General features: G+C 72.4%; 18 protein-coding genes. 9 read left to right on the forward strand and 9 right to left on the reverse strand.

The window, feature by feature from the left end; all coding sequences use genetic code 11:
- Positions 1 to 273 precede the first annotated feature (273 nt).
- The 3 genes from ABD973_RS13285 (at position 274) to ABD973_RS13295 (ending at position 2818) form a co-directional block, all read left to right on the forward strand.
- Complete coding sequence (locus tag ABD973_RS13285) at positions 274 to 1275, forward strand: ADP-ribosylglycohydrolase family protein (protein ID WP_345504573.1); 1002 nt, start codon at positions 274 to 276, stop codon at positions 1273 to 1275.
- Positions 1276 to 1370: 95 nt separating this feature from the next.
- Positions 1371 to 2231: a TIGR03619 family F420-dependent LLM class oxidoreductase gene (locus ABD973_RS13290; RefSeq protein ID WP_345500157.1), complete on the forward strand. Its 861-nt coding sequence runs from the start codon at positions 1371 to 1373 to the stop codon at positions 2229 to 2231.
- 107 nt (positions 2232 to 2338) lie between these two features.
- Positions 2339 to 2818, forward strand: a complete 480-nt coding sequence (locus tag ABD973_RS13295) for a hypothetical protein (protein WP_345500158.1) — start codon at positions 2339 to 2341, stop codon at positions 2816 to 2818.
- Between the two features lie 38 nt (positions 2819 to 2856).
- Here ABD973_RS13295 and ABD973_RS13300 read toward each other — a convergent pair whose 3' ends face one another.
- From ABD973_RS13300 to ABD973_RS13310, 3 genes are all read right to left on the reverse strand, one after another.
- Entirely contained in the window at positions 2857 to 4056 is a 1200-nt protein-coding gene (locus ABD973_RS13300) for a DUF4241 domain-containing protein (RefSeq protein WP_345500159.1), read from the reverse strand.
- Positions 4049 to 5320 carry a DUF4241 domain-containing protein gene (locus ABD973_RS13305; protein ID WP_345500160.1) on the reverse strand — a complete coding sequence of 424 codons (1272 nt, stop codon included), beginning with the start codon at positions 5318 to 5320 and terminating at the stop codon, positions 4049 to 4051. Before ABD973_RS13305 ends, ABD973_RS13300 begins: the two co-directional genes overlap by 8 nt.
- Positions 5321 to 5387: 67 nt before the next feature.
- Positions 5388 to 5822: an ATP-binding protein gene (locus tag ABD973_RS13310; RefSeq protein ID WP_125822066.1), complete on the reverse strand. Its 435-nt coding sequence runs from the start codon at positions 5820 to 5822 to the stop codon at positions 5388 to 5390.
- Between the two features lie 128 nt (positions 5823 to 5950).
- Between ABD973_RS13310 and ABD973_RS13315 the strand changes: the two genes are divergently transcribed.
- Together ABD973_RS13315 and ABD973_RS13320 are read left to right on the forward strand one after the other, a co-directional pair.
- Positions 5951 to 6790, forward strand: a complete 840-nt coding sequence (locus ABD973_RS13315; protein ID WP_345504575.1) for a helix-turn-helix domain-containing protein — start codon at positions 5951 to 5953, stop codon at positions 6788 to 6790.
- Positions 6787 to 7029: a DUF397 domain-containing protein gene (locus ABD973_RS13320; protein WP_345500161.1), complete on the forward strand. Its 243-nt coding sequence runs from the start codon at positions 6787 to 6789 to the stop codon at positions 7027 to 7029. The genes ABD973_RS13315 and ABD973_RS13320 overlap by 4 nt, the downstream gene beginning before the upstream one ends.
- Before the next feature lie 52 nt (positions 7030 to 7081).
- Here ABD973_RS13320 and ABD973_RS13325 read toward each other — a convergent pair whose 3' ends face one another.
- The 4 genes from ABD973_RS13325 to ABD973_RS13340 form a co-directional block, all read right to left on the reverse strand.
- Positions 7082 to 8887, reverse strand: coding sequence for a CocE/NonD family hydrolase C-terminal non-catalytic domain-containing protein (locus ABD973_RS13325; protein ID WP_345500162.1), 1806 nt, complete (start codon positions 8885 to 8887; stop codon positions 7082 to 7084).
- Between the two features lie 136 nt (positions 8888 to 9023).
- Positions 9024 to 9362: a hypothetical protein gene (locus ABD973_RS13330; protein ID WP_125822063.1), complete on the reverse strand. Its 339-nt coding sequence runs from the start codon at positions 9360 to 9362 to the stop codon at positions 9024 to 9026.
- Positions 9363 to 9415: 53 nt separating this feature from the next.
- The gene (locus ABD973_RS13335; RefSeq protein ID WP_345500163.1) at positions 9416 to 10501 is read right to left on the reverse strand and encodes a serine hydrolase domain-containing protein; all 1086 of its coding nucleotides are present in this window, start codon (positions 10499 to 10501) and stop codon (positions 9416 to 9418) included.
- A gap of 56 nt (positions 10502 to 10557) precedes the next feature.
- A complete protein-coding gene (locus tag ABD973_RS13340; protein ID WP_125822061.1) occupies positions 10558 to 11223 on the reverse strand; it encodes a DUF4097 family beta strand repeat-containing protein in 666 nt (221 codons plus the stop codon).
- Positions 11224 to 11459: 236 nt separating this feature from the next.
- Between ABD973_RS13340 and ABD973_RS13345 the strand changes: the two genes are divergently transcribed.
- From ABD973_RS13345 to ABD973_RS13355, 3 genes are all read left to right on the forward strand, one after another.
- Positions 11460 to 12182: a GbsR/MarR family transcriptional regulator gene (locus ABD973_RS13345; RefSeq protein WP_125822060.1), complete on the forward strand. Its 723-nt coding sequence runs from the start codon at positions 11460 to 11462 to the stop codon at positions 12180 to 12182.
- 94 nt (positions 12183 to 12276) lie between these two features.
- Positions 12277 to 12933 carry a dihydrofolate reductase family protein gene (locus tag ABD973_RS13350; RefSeq protein ID WP_125822059.1) on the forward strand — a complete coding sequence of 219 codons (657 nt, stop codon included), beginning with the start codon at positions 12277 to 12279 and terminating at the stop codon, positions 12931 to 12933.
- Between the two features lie 54 nt (positions 12934 to 12987).
- A complete protein-coding gene (locus ABD973_RS13355; protein ID WP_125822058.1) occupies positions 12988 to 13359 on the forward strand; it encodes a VOC family protein in 372 nt (123 codons plus the stop codon).
- A gap of 19 nt (positions 13360 to 13378) precedes the next feature.
- Here the strand turns inward: ABD973_RS13355 and ABD973_RS13360 are convergent, their stop codons facing one another.
- The gene (locus ABD973_RS13360; protein ID WP_125822057.1) at positions 13379 to 13762 is read right to left on the reverse strand and encodes a VOC family protein; all 384 of its coding nucleotides are present in this window, start codon (positions 13760 to 13762) and stop codon (positions 13379 to 13381) included.
- A gap of 101 nt (positions 13763 to 13863) precedes the next feature.
- On the opposite strand from ABD973_RS13360, the gene ABD973_RS13365 reads away from it, so the two are divergent.
- Positions 13864 to 14610, forward strand: a complete 747-nt coding sequence (locus ABD973_RS13365; protein ID WP_125822056.1) for a VOC family protein — start codon at positions 13864 to 13866, stop codon at positions 14608 to 14610.
- Here the strand turns inward: ABD973_RS13365 and ABD973_RS13370 are convergent.
- Positions 14597 to 15115, reverse strand: a complete 519-nt coding sequence (locus tag ABD973_RS13370) for a GNAT family N-acetyltransferase (RefSeq protein WP_345500164.1) — start codon at positions 15113 to 15115, stop codon at positions 14597 to 14599. The two genes, ABD973_RS13365 and ABD973_RS13370, sit on opposite strands and share 14 nt — an antisense overlap.
- Between the last annotated feature and the right edge of the window lie 136 nt (positions 15116 to 15251).

Genomic DNA, 15251 nt, shown 5'->3' on the forward strand with positions numbered 1-15251 from the left:
GCCGTACTGCGGGTCGTCCCCGCCGGCCCGGGCATCGCCGCCCGGGCGGCCCGCGCGGCAGCCGGCATCGCGGCGGCCGCCCAGCCCTCCGGGGGTGCGAGCGCCGGGCACACCGGGGCCACGGCCCCCGCGCCCGCGGCAGCCGCCTCCGCCGGCGCGGGCGCCCGGACCGCGGAAGCCGCCGCGGGCGCGGGCGCGGGGGGCGGCGCCGGCTCCGGCGCGGGCGGCGGCGCCGCAGAAGCCGGCGCGGGCGGCCGGCCCGGCGGGGCCGTGTTGTGGGGGCGGGGGGAGCAGCAGGACTTCCGGAGCCGGGTGCGCGGGGTGCTGCTCGGGGGTGCGCTCGGGGACGGGTACGGCCGCCGGGGGGCCGTCACCGCCGCCACGCAGCTGACCATGTTCACCGTCGACGGCCTGATACGGGCCCACGTGCGCCGCGACACCGGCACCTGGCACCCGCCGACCGACGTCCACCGCGCCTACCGCCGCTGGTACGCCACCCAGCACGACTGGGGCCCCGACGAGCGCCGCGAGGACAACGGCTGGCTCGGCAACGAGGAGTGGCCCTACGCCCGCCGCGACCCCGGGCGGGCCTGCCTGACCGGCTTCGGCGACGACACCCCCGCCACCCTCGACCGGCCGAAGAACCCCACCGCCCGGGACGCGGCCGCCACCGAACGCTCGGCCCCGTTCGGGCTGCTGGTCGGCTGGGAGCCCGCCCTGGTCCTCCACCTCGCGGTCGAGTGCGCCGTCCAGAGCCACGGCCACCCCGCCGCGTACCTGTCCGCCGGGGCCTTCGCCGTGATCGTGCACGGCCTGGCCCGGGGCGTCTCCCTCGACACCGCCGTCCGGCGCGCCCTCGCCCTGCTCACCGCCCGCCCCGGCCACGAACCCGTCACCGACGCCCTGCACCGCGCCCTCACCGCAGTCACCGGCGGCGAGCCCGGCCCCGGCGCCGTCGAAGCCCTCGCCACCGGCACCAGCCGCACCGCCGAGGACACCCTCGCCGCCGCCGTCTACTGCGCGCTGGTCGCCGAGGACGTCCCGCACGGCCTGCGCCTGGCCGCCGCCGGCCACGCCGGCCCCCTGTGCGGGGCCCTCCTCGGCGCCCTGCACGGCGAGACGGCCCTCCCGGCCGCCGGGCTGGCCGAACTGGAGGGCCGGGCCCTCCTGCTGCAACTGGCCGACGACCTCGCCCTGGAGCTGACCCAGGGCCCGTCCCTGCACGGCCCGGCCGTCACCGCCTCCCCGTGGCTGACCCGCTACCCCCGCGCCTGAGCCGACGCGCCGAGGAGCAGTCCCCGTACGCCCTGCCGTCCTCGCGCCCGAGCCCGTACCTTGGCCCTCCCGACGTCTCGGAGGTGCCCTCGCCCATGCGGATCGCCACGACCATCTTCCTCACCGACCGCACCGTCTCCCCCACCCGCCTCGCCCGCGCCCTGGAGCAGCGCGGCTTCTCCGGCCTCTACCTCCCCGAGCACACCCACATCCCCGTCAGCCGGGACACCGACGCCCCCATGGGCGGCGAACTCCCCGACCAGTACGGCCGCACCCTCGACCCCTTCGTCGCCCTCGGCCAGGCCGCCGCCGTCACCGAGCGCCTCCACCTCGGCACCGGCATCACCCTCGTCGCCCAGCACGATCCGATCGGCCTGGCCAAGCAGGTCGCGACCGTCGACCACCTCAGCGGCGGCCGCCTCACCCTCGGCATCGGCTACGGCTGGAACGTCGAGGAGGCCGCCGACCACGGCGTCGACTGGCGCACCCGCCGCGAACGCGTCCGGGACCACATGGCCCTGATGCGCGCCCTGTGGGCGCCGGAGCCGACCGCGTACGAGGGCCCGTACGGCTCCGTCCGCGCCAGCTCCGCCCACCCGAAGCCGATGCAGGCCCCGCGCGAACTCGCCCCCGGGAAGCCGCTGTACGGACCGCGCACCCTGATCGGCGGGGCGGCCGGCCCGAAGCTGTTCGCCGCGATCGCCGACCACGCCGACGGCTGGCTCCCCATCGGCGGCCGCGGCCTCACCGAGTCCGTGCCCGTACTCCGCCGGGTCTGGGAGGACGCCGGGCGCGACCCCAAGTCCCTCCAGGTGGTCCCGTACGCCGTCCAGCCGAACCCCGGGAAGCTCGGGCACTACGCCGAACTGGGCATCGAGGAGGTCGTCCTCCAGCTCCCCTCCGCCCGGGAGGCGGAAGTCCTGCGCGCCCTGGACGACTTCGCCCAGTACCTCTGACGGAACCGGACCACCCCGCCCCGGCGTGTCTGCGGGTGGCCGCCGCCTGCCCGGACGGCTGCTAACTTGGCCCGTCTTTCGTTCGACTCGCCCCTGGGGGACTTCCCGTGCACAGCAAACTGCGTATCTCCGTCGCCGCCGCAGCCGGAGTCGCGGCCCTGCTCACCCTGACCGCCTGCGGCAGCGACAGCAAGCCGGCCGACACCAAGAAGCCGGACACCGCCTCCGCCCCGCCGGCCGCCTCCGCCCCGGCCGCCACGCCCAGCGCGGGCGGCGGCGCGCCGGCCGCGGGCAGCCTGGACGGCGGCTGGATCTCCATGCAGACCCCGGGCAAGGGCGTGGTGCTCACCGTCAAGGGCCAGAAGGCGTTCGTCGTCGAGGCCGCCACCGGCCTGACCTGCGAGGGCACCGCGAGCGGCTCGTCCCTCGACCTGAAGTGCCCGGCGGGCGCGACCCGTTCGAAGGGCAAGGTCGACTCGGTCGACGCGACCACCCTGAAGGTCACGTGGGAGGGCGCCGGCCAGGACACCTTCCAGAAGAGCGAGCCGGGCAAGCTGCCCTCCCTCCCGGCCCTCCCGAAGTCGTAGCGCACGCGGGCCGCCGCCGCTTCCCGGCGGCGGCCCGTTCACGCTTCGAGGTCCAGCTCGTACGCCGTCTGCACGGCCACCCGTACGACCTCGCCGGACGCCGACCGCCCCACCCACACCGGGTAGACGCCGTCGCCGCCCGTGCAGAACAGCGCCAGGTCCGCGCCGAGGCTCCCGCCGTCCAGGTTCATGCCGACGAGGGAGTCGGAGAGCCGGTCGTGCTCCCAGGACCCCTGCCGCCTCGCCCGCCCCAGCAGGTCGCACAGCTCCGGCCAGGCCTCGGCATCGCCGAAGGCACCGGTGGCCGCGTCCGTACCGAACCCGAAGGCCTCGCCCTCGCGGAGCCGCAGCGTGTCGTCACCGGGCCCGAGCGCCATCTCCCAGGCCGCCACGGGGTCGTCGCCGATCCGCAGCCGGACGGCCGCCACGTCCTCGTACGACCCCCAGTGCTTCTCCGCCACATGGACCCAGGCCGCCTCCAGCGGGTACGTGCCCGGCGGCACGTCCACCGTGATCCGGGACAGCCCCTCCCCCGTGTCCGGGCAGGCCACCGCCAGCACCCCGCTCGGCACGCGCACGCTCCCGCACGGCATCGGATCGAGCACATGCAGCCCTGGTATCTCCGTCCCGGCCCGGAACACCCGGTCGAAGTCGGCGGGCCCGCGCAGCCGCGACGGCTCCCGCCGCCAGCCGGCCGCCTCCGCGCCGGGCAGCGCACCGACCCACTCCGGGAGCGCGTCCGCGACGGGCAGCCCCGCCCAGTCGTCGAAGCCCGGCCGCACCGCCCACAGGTCCGCCTCGGCCACCGCCACCTCGGCCTCCAGGGAGTCCCCCCGCATCCCGCCGGGCTGGTGCGAGATCCGCGCCGTGCCGTCGGCCGACAGCTCCACCGCCGTACGGGGGCAGTCCGGGTCGGACTCCGCCGTCCGCGCGTCCGGGAACCGCCGCACGAGCAGCCGCCGCACCAGCAGCCGCCCCTCGTCGTCCCGCATCCGCAGCTCCGCCTCGGCGCTCCGGCGGCCGAACTCGTCGTACGCCCAGGCGTCGACGGTCCCGGCCCGCCACGCCACCATCCGCACCCCGAGCGGCACTTCACGGCCCGGGGCGCGGTACACCACCGCGTACGGCAGCCCCTGCGCGTCCCGGGCCCGCGCCTCGTCGGCGGACAGCTCCCGCCCGCCGGTACGGGTCCCCGCGTGCCAGGACTCCTCGTACGTCACGTACGCCGTGTCAGGCACCGGCTCTGTCCCCGTCCCGCTCCGGGAGGACCTCGGGTGTGCCGTCGACCAGCACCACCACGCTGACCAGCTCGCCCGCCTCGGAACGGCCCAGCCAGACGGGGTAGGTGCCGTCCCCGGTCGTCGCGAAGGCCATCAGCTCGCCACCGGTGGCCGTGTCCCTGGTGCGGTGGATGAACATCGATCCGTCTTCGAGGTCCTCGTACCCGTCGAGGTCCGGTTCCCCCTTGATGAGCCCCCGCTCGAAGAGCGAGATGAGCGACCCGAAGGACCCGGCGTCGGCGAAGCAGCCCGTGGCGCCGTCCGTGCTGAACCCGGCTATCTGGTCCTCGATGAAGATCCGGAGGTCGTCGTCCGCGCCGAGGGCCATCTCCCAGGACGCGGCGGGGGTCTCGCCGAGGAGCAGCCGGACGGCGGTCGGGGACGTGGTCTCGACCCGGGCGTCCCGCCACTCGCAGTGGTAGGCGTACTCGACCCGCGCTTCGTCGAGGACGTACTCCCCTGGCGGCACGGGAACGGTGATCGCCGGCTCGTCGTCGACGTTGTCCGGGCCCGCCACCGCCAGCAGCCCGCTCGGCACGCGCAGGGTGCCCACCCGGCGCGGCTCCACGACCGTCTGCTCGGGGTGGTACCCGTCGGTGACCCGCACGCCGGGCCGGAACAGCTCGCCGATCGGCCCGGGCCGCGCGGGACGCGGCGCCCGCCAGCAGCCGGCGGGAGCCTCCCCGGCTTCGCCCGCGGGGACCTCGGCCGCCTCGAAGACCGGCGGCTCCGTGAGCCCGTGCACCGTCGCAGAGAGCAACGGCCACTCCCCGAAGGCCGGCCGGTCCATCCACCGCTGCTCCTCGGTGAGGCCCGCCACGGTGGAGTACCCCCGGGGCTCCTCCTTCCGCAGGCCCCTCCCGTCCGGGAAGAGGTCCAGGATGATGCGGGGGCACTTCGGGTCGAACTCCGCGGTCTCCGGGCCCGGGTACCTCCAGGCGACGGCGTACCGGTGGAACAGCCGCGCCGGGTCGTCCAGCAGCCGCATGTCCAGGTCGTTGGTGCGGCGCCCCTGGTCGTCGTAGACCCACAGCCCGACGTGGTGGTCCCGCCAGGAGACGAGCCGGACCTCCAGCGGCGCCTCCCGGCCCGCCGTCCGGTACACGACCACGTACGGCAGCCCGGCCGCGTCCCGCTCCCGAGCCTCCCCGACGGACAGCGGCCGCCACGCGGTACGGGACTCCGGGTCCCACGCCTGCGCGTACCCCACCTCGACGACCATGACCGCTCCCTGCTCCCGCGCCCTTGCATGTGCCCGAGCAAGGTAGCCGCCTGCGGTGACAACGCCCCTACGGGGCCGGGCGGTGGGCCAGCTCGGCCCAGACGGTCTTGCCGATGATCCGGTCCATCACCCCCCAGTCGGTCGCGAGGGCGTCCACGATGCGCAGCCCGTACCCGGACTCCGCCTGGTACGCGTGGGGCCGCACGGCGGGCCGCCGGTCCCTGCGCGGGTCGGACACCTCCAGCCGGAGCACGCCCTCCAGCAGCGTCATCCGCAGCTCGAAGTCCCGCCCGAGGACGCGGCCGTGGGTGGCGGCATTGGAGGCGAGCTCCGCGACGAGGAGCCCGGCGTCGGCGGAGAGCCCGGTGCCTTCGGGGACGCCCCAGTCGTGGAGGGAGACGAGGGCCAGCTGCCGGGCGAGGCGGGCGCCGCGGGGGGTGCAGCTGAAACGCTGAGTGAACACGCGTACGAAGGCCTGGGGGTGGCCCGAGGTTGCCGTCATGGCTAGAACGTCCCGTGTGGGCTGGGGAGTTCCAAGCAAACGGACTACTACTGTTAAAGAGTAGTAGTCCAGTGTCTGGACAGGCGCAGTCACCGACCGTGAGCATGATTGGTCGGGAGGTGACCGTGATGACGGCTGGCGAGGGCAGCAGCGGTGACAACCAGGTGGAGCCGGATCCCGACCTGCGGAACTTCGGTGAAGTGCTCAAGGCATCGCGCAAACGCGCCGGCCTGACCCAGGAGCAGTTCGGGCCGAAGGTCGGCTACTCGGTGCAGTACGTGGCGTCCGTAGAGCAGGGCCGACGACATCCGTCCGCGAAGTTGGTGAACAAGGCGGAGGAGGTGCTGGACGCCTTCGGGGTGATCCAGATCGCGGCGAAACAGCTGACGCGCAGGCGGGGACTCGCCTCATGGTTCCGGCAGTGGGCTGAGCTGGAGGAGACGGCCATCGCGCTCAATACGTACGAGTGCAGGTCGATTCCTGGGCTGCTGCAGACCGAGGCCTACGCGCGGGCACAGATCGAGAACGTCCCACCCCGGCCCACGGCACAGGAGGCCGAGGACCGGATCACGCTTCGCCTGAACCGACAGAAGGTGCTGACGCGCACCCCGTACACCAGCCTCAGCTTCATCATCGAACAGACGGTCATCGAGCGGCAGACAGGTGGACCAGAGGTAACCCGCGAGCTGATCGACCACTTACTGCGATGCGCGCAGCTGCCGAATGTGGACATCCAGTTCATGCCGACCGTCAGCCCGGAACATGCCGGCACCGACGGCCCCTTTCGTCTCCTCGAATCCGAGGAGCACCAGTGGTGGGGCTACACCGAAGGCCCAAAGGCGGGCCATGTCATCTCCGACCCGAAAGCGGTAAGCGCCTTCCACCAGCAGTATGCGAAGCTTCGCATCCAGGCCCTCAACCCTGCGGACAGCACGGGCCTGTTGATGCGAATGCGAGGATCCCTGTGAACAGCTCCCAGCTCCGGTGGTTCAAGAGCAGCTACAGCAGCGGGGATGGCGACAATTGCGTCGAGGTCGCCCTCTCCTGGCACAAGTCGTCGTACAGCAGCAGCCAGGGTGACGACTGCGTCGAGGTCGCCACCTGCGCCGACACCGTCCACGTCCGGGACTCGAAGCTCAGCACCAGCCCCGAGCTCGCGGTCAGCCCCGCCACCTGGACCGCGTTCCTCGGCGGTGTCACCGCCTAGGCCCGTACAGCAGCCCGCCGCTCGCCGAGCGGCGGGCTCCCGCACGCGCGTTTCAGCTCAGCGGCAGTTCCAGCCGGGCCTCGCTCCCGCTCACGGAGCCGACCGTGGTGGTGGTGAGGGCCGGGAGGTCCGAGCCCGCGTAGGAGTACAGCGGGTCGCGGCTGTTGACCACCAGGGCGAGGCGGTGCCCGGCCGGCAGGTCGTAGGACGCGGCCTGGAGGGACCAGGTGAGGGTGGTCTCAGCGTTCGGGGTCAGGCCGGTGGCCGTGTACGGCTCGTGGGTGATGATCCGGGCGGTGCCGTCCGGGGCGACGTCGTACAGGTACGCGATCACGGTGGCGGCGGCGACGCCGCTGCGCACCGACAGCCGCACGGTGGCGGTGCCCCGGATCCGGCGGGCCACCTCACCGGGGCCGGTCAGCGGGTCGGTCGACCAGACCAGCAGCTGAGCGCGCTCGAAGTCCGCGAGCTTGTACTCGTTGGGGTTGCCGAACCACTCCCGCTGCCCGGTCTTGAGCAGTTCGCCCGCGCGGGAGGAGGTCAGGGCGCCGGCCTCGAAGTCCCGCGACCACCCGGAGGTCGGCTTGTCGGTCAGCGCGCCGTCACCGGAGCCGCCGGTACCGCTGAGGTACCACGACTCGCTGCCGGTGGTGGCCTCGGACCAGGAGTCGTACGTCTCGCGGTGCGCCGGGACGGTGATCAGGTTGGTGCCGCCCGGGATCGCGATCGTCTTGTAGGTGAACATGCTCTGGCTCTTCACGGGCTGCCAGTTCGGCACGTCGTTGGCGGCGCCGAGCAGGTGGTGGTCCAGCCACGCGTAGGCCTCCAGCGTCGGCTCCGCCAGCCCGGGGAACGGCAGGCCGGTCACCAGCCCGGCCAGGCCGGGGCCCTCGGGGGCGCCGTGGTCGCCGATCCACAGGTTCAGCCGCTTCGGCACGGTGAGCCGCTCGAAGAGGTCGAGCACGGGGTTGACCGGGAACAGCGTCTCGTGCCAGGTGTTCGAGATGAACGTCGGGATGCCCCGCGCGTTCGTCTGGTCGACGTAGGTCTCCGGGGAGCGTTCGGTGCCCCACTCGACCACCGCGTCGAGGTTCCGGCCGCTCAGGAAGTCCTTGAGGAGCTGCTGGGAGCCCTCGTCGAACTTCTCCTCCAGCGGGCCGCCGGTGAAGGCGATCAAGGCCTCCACGGCCGCCAGGTGCCTGGTTCCGTTGTCGTACAGGCTGGTGGCGAGGTTGCCCCAGGTGCTCAGCGCGACCACGGCGTCGACGCGGCCGGCCGGGTCGTGCGCGGCGACCAGCTGGCTGATCCCGGAGCCGTAGGACTCGCCGAGGAAGCCGACCCGGCTGGGTTCGAGGGCCTCGTATGCGTAGTCGATCACAGACGAACCGTCGGCCCAGTCGTCGGGCCCGGCCACGTTGACGAAGCCCTCGGACGTCGACAGCCAGCCCTTGATGCCGATGCCGCGCGGGGAGTAGGCGAGCACGTGGTAGCCGCGCTGCGCCAGCTTGAGGTAGGCGTAGAGGAAGGGCAGCCAGCCGTAGGGGTTCCAGCCGGCGGGCACGATCACCACGGGGTGCGGGGCGGCGTCCTTCAGCTTGATGCTGAACGCCGACAGCCGGACACCGTCGTGCGCGGTGATACGGGGCAGGGAGATCGTGGCGATCCGCCGTACCGCGGCCACCAGTTCCGAGAGCTCCGCCGGGAGTTCGACGCCCTCCTCGCCCTGGAGGGAGGCGAGCAGCGCCCGGGACACGTCGACGACGGCCTCGCTGACGCTGTGGCCCGGGCCCCAGATGCCGTTGGTGGCGATGTCGGTGAGCGTCGCTTCGGTGACCGAGGGAGTCTGGTCACTGGTCATTCGGAAACCACCTTTGCTCTGAACGGATATCGATCGGCTTCTTGATCAGATCGGGGCCGACCAAACTGATACGCCGTCATCTTCATCAGAAGCAGTGGATTAACCGCGATATGCCCTCTCGTGCGCCATATCTGGGCTAAGGCGGCGGGATCGGGCCGGGCGCCGCCACGCCAGGGGCCGGACGCCAGAAGCGCCCGTCAGGCAGGGCCTGACGGGCGCCGAGGAAGTAGTCGGCATCGCGGTGGAAGCGGACACCCGGCACGGCGCTGCGTACGTGCGCCCAGATGCTCGGCGCCACGCGGTATTCGCCGCTCACCATCCAGGGGTCGTCGCCCAGCACGAACAGGTGCCGGATCTCGAGGAACTGGTCCCGGGTGAGGGACACGGACTCGACTATCTCTTCGTCCGCGTCACCGAATCCGGTCAGGTCCCAGACGAGGTTGTACCCGTCCGCGAATGGATAGTCGCTGCTCATCCGGATCAAGCTAGGCGGCCCCTGAGGGCCGCCGCACCTGCTTTTCCCGGCGTTCAGGCGCCGAACACCGCGTCGATGAGCGTGCCCTGGACCTTGGTGAAGGCTTCCGCCGCCTTCATGAGGTCGAGCCGGGCGTCGCTGGAGGTGAGCGAGGCGGTCAGCGTCGTCCTGCCGTCCGGCGAGCTGTACATCAGGGCGCCCCAGCCCCAGAAGCCGCCGTTGTGGGTGTAGAGCGTGCCGTGCTCGGTCTCCTGGACGATCAGGCCGAGGCCGTAGGCGAACTTGGTGTGCGGGTCGCGCATCTGGTCGAGGAGGTCGGCGGGCAGGAGCTCGCCGCTCATCAGGGCGGAGAAGAAGGTGTGCAGGTCCTTGGTGGTGGAGATCATGTCGCCGGCGGCGGAGATCCAGGAGGGGTTGGCGCGGGTGACGTCGGCCGTCTTCCACTCCTCGCCGTCCTGGTAGGTGTAGTAGCCGTGGGCGTGCGGCTCGGCGATCTCGGGCGAGGATTCCGGGAGGAAGGTGCCGGTGAGGCCCAGCGGCGTCAGGAGCCGCTCCCGCATCTCCTCGGCGAAGGGGCGGCCGACGACCTTCTCGACCAGGAGCCGCAGCAGGACGTAGTTGGTGTTGGCGTAGCTCCAGTCCGTGCCCGGCTCGAAGCGGGCGGGCCTGGCGAGGGCGAAGCGGACGAGTTCCTCGGGCCGGTAGGTGTGGAGGAGCTTGTCCACCCACTCCTGGCCCTGCCAGTCGATGCCCGGGGCGATGGTGCCGTCCTCGTAGTACTCGCCGGTGAAGTTGAAGAGGCCGCTGGTGTGCTGGAGCAGCATCCGGACGGTGATGCGGCGGTCGAGCCCGTACTCGGGGAGGTGGTCGTCGACGGTGCCGTCGAGGGCTATCCGTCCGTCGGCGACCAGCTGGAGGACGAGGGTCGCGGTGAAGGTCTTGGTGTTGCTGCCGATCCGGAAGTGTCCGTCGGCCTGCGGGGCGGCGCTCTCGCCGAGCTTTCGTACGCCGGCGGCGCCGGTCCATTCGCCCCGCTCGTCGTTCACCCGCACCAGGACCCCGGCCCAGGCGTCGGCCGCGGCGATCTCCTCGATGGCCTTCAGCAGTTCCGGACGGTCGTTGTTCGGCGTGACGGACATGGTGGCGTGCTCCTTCGGGTGGGTGTGCGTGGCTGCGGTGCGGGACGGGCTGGGGCTCAGACGGTGCGGGCGGTGATGTCGCCGTAGGAGGTGGTGGCGTGGATGGTGAGGGTGTCGTCGCCGTCCGCGTTCCGGAGGGCGTTGCTGACGCGGCCGTAGGAGGTGCCGGCGTCGAGGGTGGCGGAGACTCCGCGGGCGGCGCCGACGGTGATGTCGCCGTGCTCGGTGCGCAGGGTGACCGTGCCGCCGGCGGCCTCACCGATCGTCAGGTCGCCCTTCTGGGTGCGGAGGTCGGCGGAGCCGGTGAGGCGGCCGACCCTGATGTCGCCGGCGGCGAGGGCGATGCGGACGCGGGCGGCCTCGTCGAGGGTGACGGTGCCGTGGGCGCTCTCCAGGGAGACGTCGCCGAGGCGGCCGGTGGTGGTGACCCGGGCCGAGGCCGTCTTCGCCTCGACGCTGGACCCGGCGGGCAGCTGGACGGTGACGTCGACGGAGCCGGAGGCGCCGAACGCTTCGTTCTTCTGCGGGGTGCTGACGTACAGGACGCCGTCCCGGAGCTCGACGGTGGCCTCCTCGGCGGCCTTCACGTCGCGGCTCTTGCCGGCGTCGGCCGGGAGGATCTCGACGGTGGTGTCGGCGCGGTCTGTGGCGATGAAGCGGATGGCACCGGCGGGGATGTCGAGGATGGTGGTGATGGCGGCGGTGGTGGCGAAGTTCTGCATGGTTTCTCTTCCTTCGGGTTGGTGTCGCTCGCTGTTTCCAACGACCTGAAAGCTACGTCGCGTTCACAGATCGAGCAACAACTTCGTTGCGAAGAATCCAAATAACCGCAGGTCAGAGCCGCAATATCGTTGCACCGCACCTAAATCTAACGCAACGCCAGCCCGGAATCCGTTGCAACAGCTCGAATCTGAACGCTACGCTGGGGCCGCAGACGGCAACACGAAGGAGACCGCACATGCCGGGAGGCAGGCTCACCCCGCAGGAACGCCAGCAGATCGCACTGGGCGTGGCCGACGGCCTCGCCTACGCGGAGATCGCCCGGCGCCTCGACCGCCCCACCTCAACGGTCACCCGCGAGGTCATGCGCAACGGCGGCCCCGCCGGCTACCGCGCCGACCTCGCCCAGCGCGCCACCGAACACCGCACCCACCGCCGCAAGCAGGCCGCGCCCCGGGGCCCCCAGGCCCCCGCACAGACCCACGGCCGCGACCCGGAGGCGGTGGCCGCGTACGAGGAGATGTTCGCGACCGTCCTGATCCAGTCGGGCCTGCCCAAGATGACCGCCAAGGTCCTCGTCGCCCTCTACATAGCCGACTCCGGCACCCTCACCGCGTCCGAACTCGTCCAGCGCCTCCAGGTCAGCCCCGGCTCCATCTCCAAGGCGGTCGCACTGCTCGAAGGCCAGGGCCTCATCCGCCGGGAACGCGACGAACGCCGCCGTGAGCGGTACATCGTCGACGACGACGTCTGGTACGAGTCGATGATGGCCAGCGCCCGCTCCACCGCCCTGCTCGCCGAGACCGCGCGCAAGGGCGTCAACGTCCTCGGCCGCAACACCCCCGCCGCGACCCGCCTGGAGAACATCGGCCGCTTCGTCGACTTCGTCTCCGAGAGCATCGTCCGCGCCGCCGACCAGGCACGCGAGATCCTCCACACCAAGCCCGAGCAGACCCCGTAGGGAAGCCGGCGTGTCGGCGGGCGATGAGTTCCGCCGACGCGTGCAGTCTCAATCCTCGTCCGTACACGGAGGATCACGTAGGAGGAAACAGACCATGGCGCGGCAGCAGCTGCTGAGAGTGCAGAACTTCAACGTCTCGCGGGACGGTTTCGGCGCCGGCGAGGACCAGAGCCTGGAGCGGCCCTTCGGCCACGCCGACCCCGGGACCATGTTCGCGTGGGCCGGCGCCACCGCCGGCTGGCCCAACCGCACCGCCCCCGGCGGCAGCCGCGGACTCGACGACTACCTCACCCGGGACTTCGCCAACAACATCGGCGCCGAGATCATGGGCCGCAACAAGTTCGGCCCCCAGCGCGGCCCCTGGCAGGACCACGAGTGGCGGGGCTGGTGGGGCGACGAGCCGCCCTTCCACACACCGGTGTTCGTGATGACCCACCACGAACGCCCGTCCTTCACCCTCTCCGACACCACCTTCCACTTCACCGGCGCCGACCCGGCCACCGTCCTCGCCCGGGCGAAGGAGGCCGCGGGCGGCAAGGACGTACGCCTCGGCGGCGGGGCCACCACCATCCGCGAGTTCCTCGACGCCGACCTCGTCGACACCCTCCACGTGGCGGTCTCCCCGGGCATCGAGATCGGCTCCGGGTCACGGCTGTGGAAGTCACCCGACGAGCTGCTCGACCGCTTCCACCTGGACGTCGTCCCCAGCCCGGGCGGCAGCGTCATCCACCACCTCTTCTGGCGGAAGTGACGCCCCCGCCCCTGTGTGATGGACAGGGGCCGGAGCCTGATCGATAGTGCCGCCATGGCATCTCTCGTGCGACACGTGACCTTCGACTGCTCCGACCCCTACGCCCTGGCGCAGTTCTGGACCGCCGCCCTCGACGGCAAGCTCGAAGACGGCGACGAGCCCGGCGACCCCGAAGTGCTGGTCGAGACGGCCGGCGCCGGACTGCTGTTCATCCGCGTCCCGGAGGGCAAGGCGGTGAAGAACCGCGTCCACCTCGACGTCCAGCCGCAGGACCGCACCCGCGACGAGGAGGTGGAACGCCTGACCGCGCTCGGCGCCGCCATCACCGGCGACCACCGCAACCCGGACGGCACGGGCTGGGTGACCATGACGGACCCGGAGGGCAACGAGTTCTGCGTGGAACGCAGCGCCGCCGAACGGGGCTGACGTCTTCTCGGACCGCCCCTCAGGAGCCCGTCGCGGCCCGGTCCGAATCACTGCGCAGGACGCAGAACTCGTTGCCCTCCGGGTCGGCGAGCACCGCCCAGCCGGTCCCGTCCGGGTTGCGGTGATCGCCGACCAGGGTGGCCCCGAGGCCGAGCAGCCGTTCCACCTCCTGCTCGCGCGACGTCTCGGGGCGCAGGCACAGATGGATCCGGTTCTTGACCGTCTTCGGCTCGGGCACCTGGTTGAAGTACAGCACCGGCCCCTCCGCGAGCAGCACCTGCGTCTCCCGGGCGCCCGGTACGTCCTCCGGGCCCAGCGGACGGCCGGTCACCGCGCTCCAGAACCGGGCCAGCCCGTAGGCATCCGCACAGTCGACCGCCACGTTCTGCACTATCGAAACCATGCGGCGAGCCTCCCCCACATCCGCCCCGCACGCCAACCGGCGGCGGGACGGCCTCTGACCTGCGGCGCGGCAGTACCACGTCAACTCCTAGGATCTGCCCCATGACGACGAGACTCGTGCAGATCAACATGAAGGCCCACGACGACGCCGCGCTCGGCCGGTTCTGGGCGGAGGCCCTCGGCTGGGGCATCGACAGCGAGGGGCCCGGCGTCACCAACCTCGAACCCGTCGGTTTCACCTACCCCGACCCTGCCGCCGTCTGCATCGACATCATCGCCCGACCGGAGCCCAAGACGGTCAAGAACCGGGTGCACCTCGACCTGGCCACCACCTCGGCCGCCCACCAGGCGGAACTGGTCGCACGCCTGAAGGGCCTCGGCGCGACCCTCGCCGACGTGGGCCAGGGCGACGTCCCCTGGACGGTCATGGCCGACCCGGAGGGCAACGAGTTCTGCGTCCTGGAGCCCCGCGAGGTCTACGGGGACACCGGGCCGGTCGCCGCCGTGGTGGTCGACTGCGCCGACCCCCGGGAGATGGCCCGCTTCTGGGGCCGGGCGACGGACTGGACGGTCCACGAGGTCACCGACACCCAGGCGACCCTGCGGTCCGCCAAAGGCGTCGGCCCCTACCTGGAGTTCATCCGCACCGCCGACCCCAAGAGCGGCTGGAACCGCGTCCACCTCGACGTCGCCCCCTACAAGGGCGACGACCTGGAGGCGGAGGCCGCGCGCCTGCGCGGCCTGGGCGCCCTGGACCCCGCCGACGCCGGCTTCGACCAGTCCGCGATCCACTGGAAGGTCCTGACGGACCCGGAGGGCAGCGAGTTCTGCCTCCTCACTCCCCGCTGACCGGATCCCCGCCCCACACCCGCTCCCACCGGACCTCGCCGTCCTGCCACCGGCCGGTGGGGGCGAGGCCGGCCGCAGCGGCGACGGCGGCCGACGCCGCGTGGTCGGGATGGACGTGCGCGACGACCTCCCCCACCCCCTGCTCCCGCAACCACACGACGAGCCCCCGAGCCGCCTCGGAGGCAATCCCCCGGCCCTGCCAGGCCGTTCCCACCACCCACGACACCTCGGCACTGCCGCCCCCGACGGTCGCCTGAACGGTCCCGACGAGGCACCCCTCCGCCCGCAGCCGCACCACCCAGTTGCACCAGGCAACCCCCGGATCCGGCGACCCGGCGCCCCACCGCACGTAACGGGCACGCAGCTCCTCGACGCCCTCGGGCTCACCGCCGATGAACACGTGCAGGTCGGGATCCCCCAGCACACCGGCCATCTCCTCGGCGTCCTCAACCCGCAGGGGCACGAGGTCCAGCCGGTCGGTACGCACACTCTCGGGCTTGATCACCCGCCGATTATGCGCGGGGTTGCGCGAGCGGCGTCCCCCCGGACGGTCTCAGGGCGGGGGCGGGTGGGCGAACACCGCCCCGCCCCCGCCCCTCGAGGGGGAAATATCCGGCCCGCACGCGCCCCCGCGCGTACGC

This window comes from Streptomyces racemochromogenes, assembly GCF_039535215.1.
In the GTDB taxonomy this organism is placed as follows: Bacteria; Actinomycetota; Actinomycetes; order Streptomycetales; family Streptomycetaceae; genus Streptomyces; species Streptomyces racemochromogenes.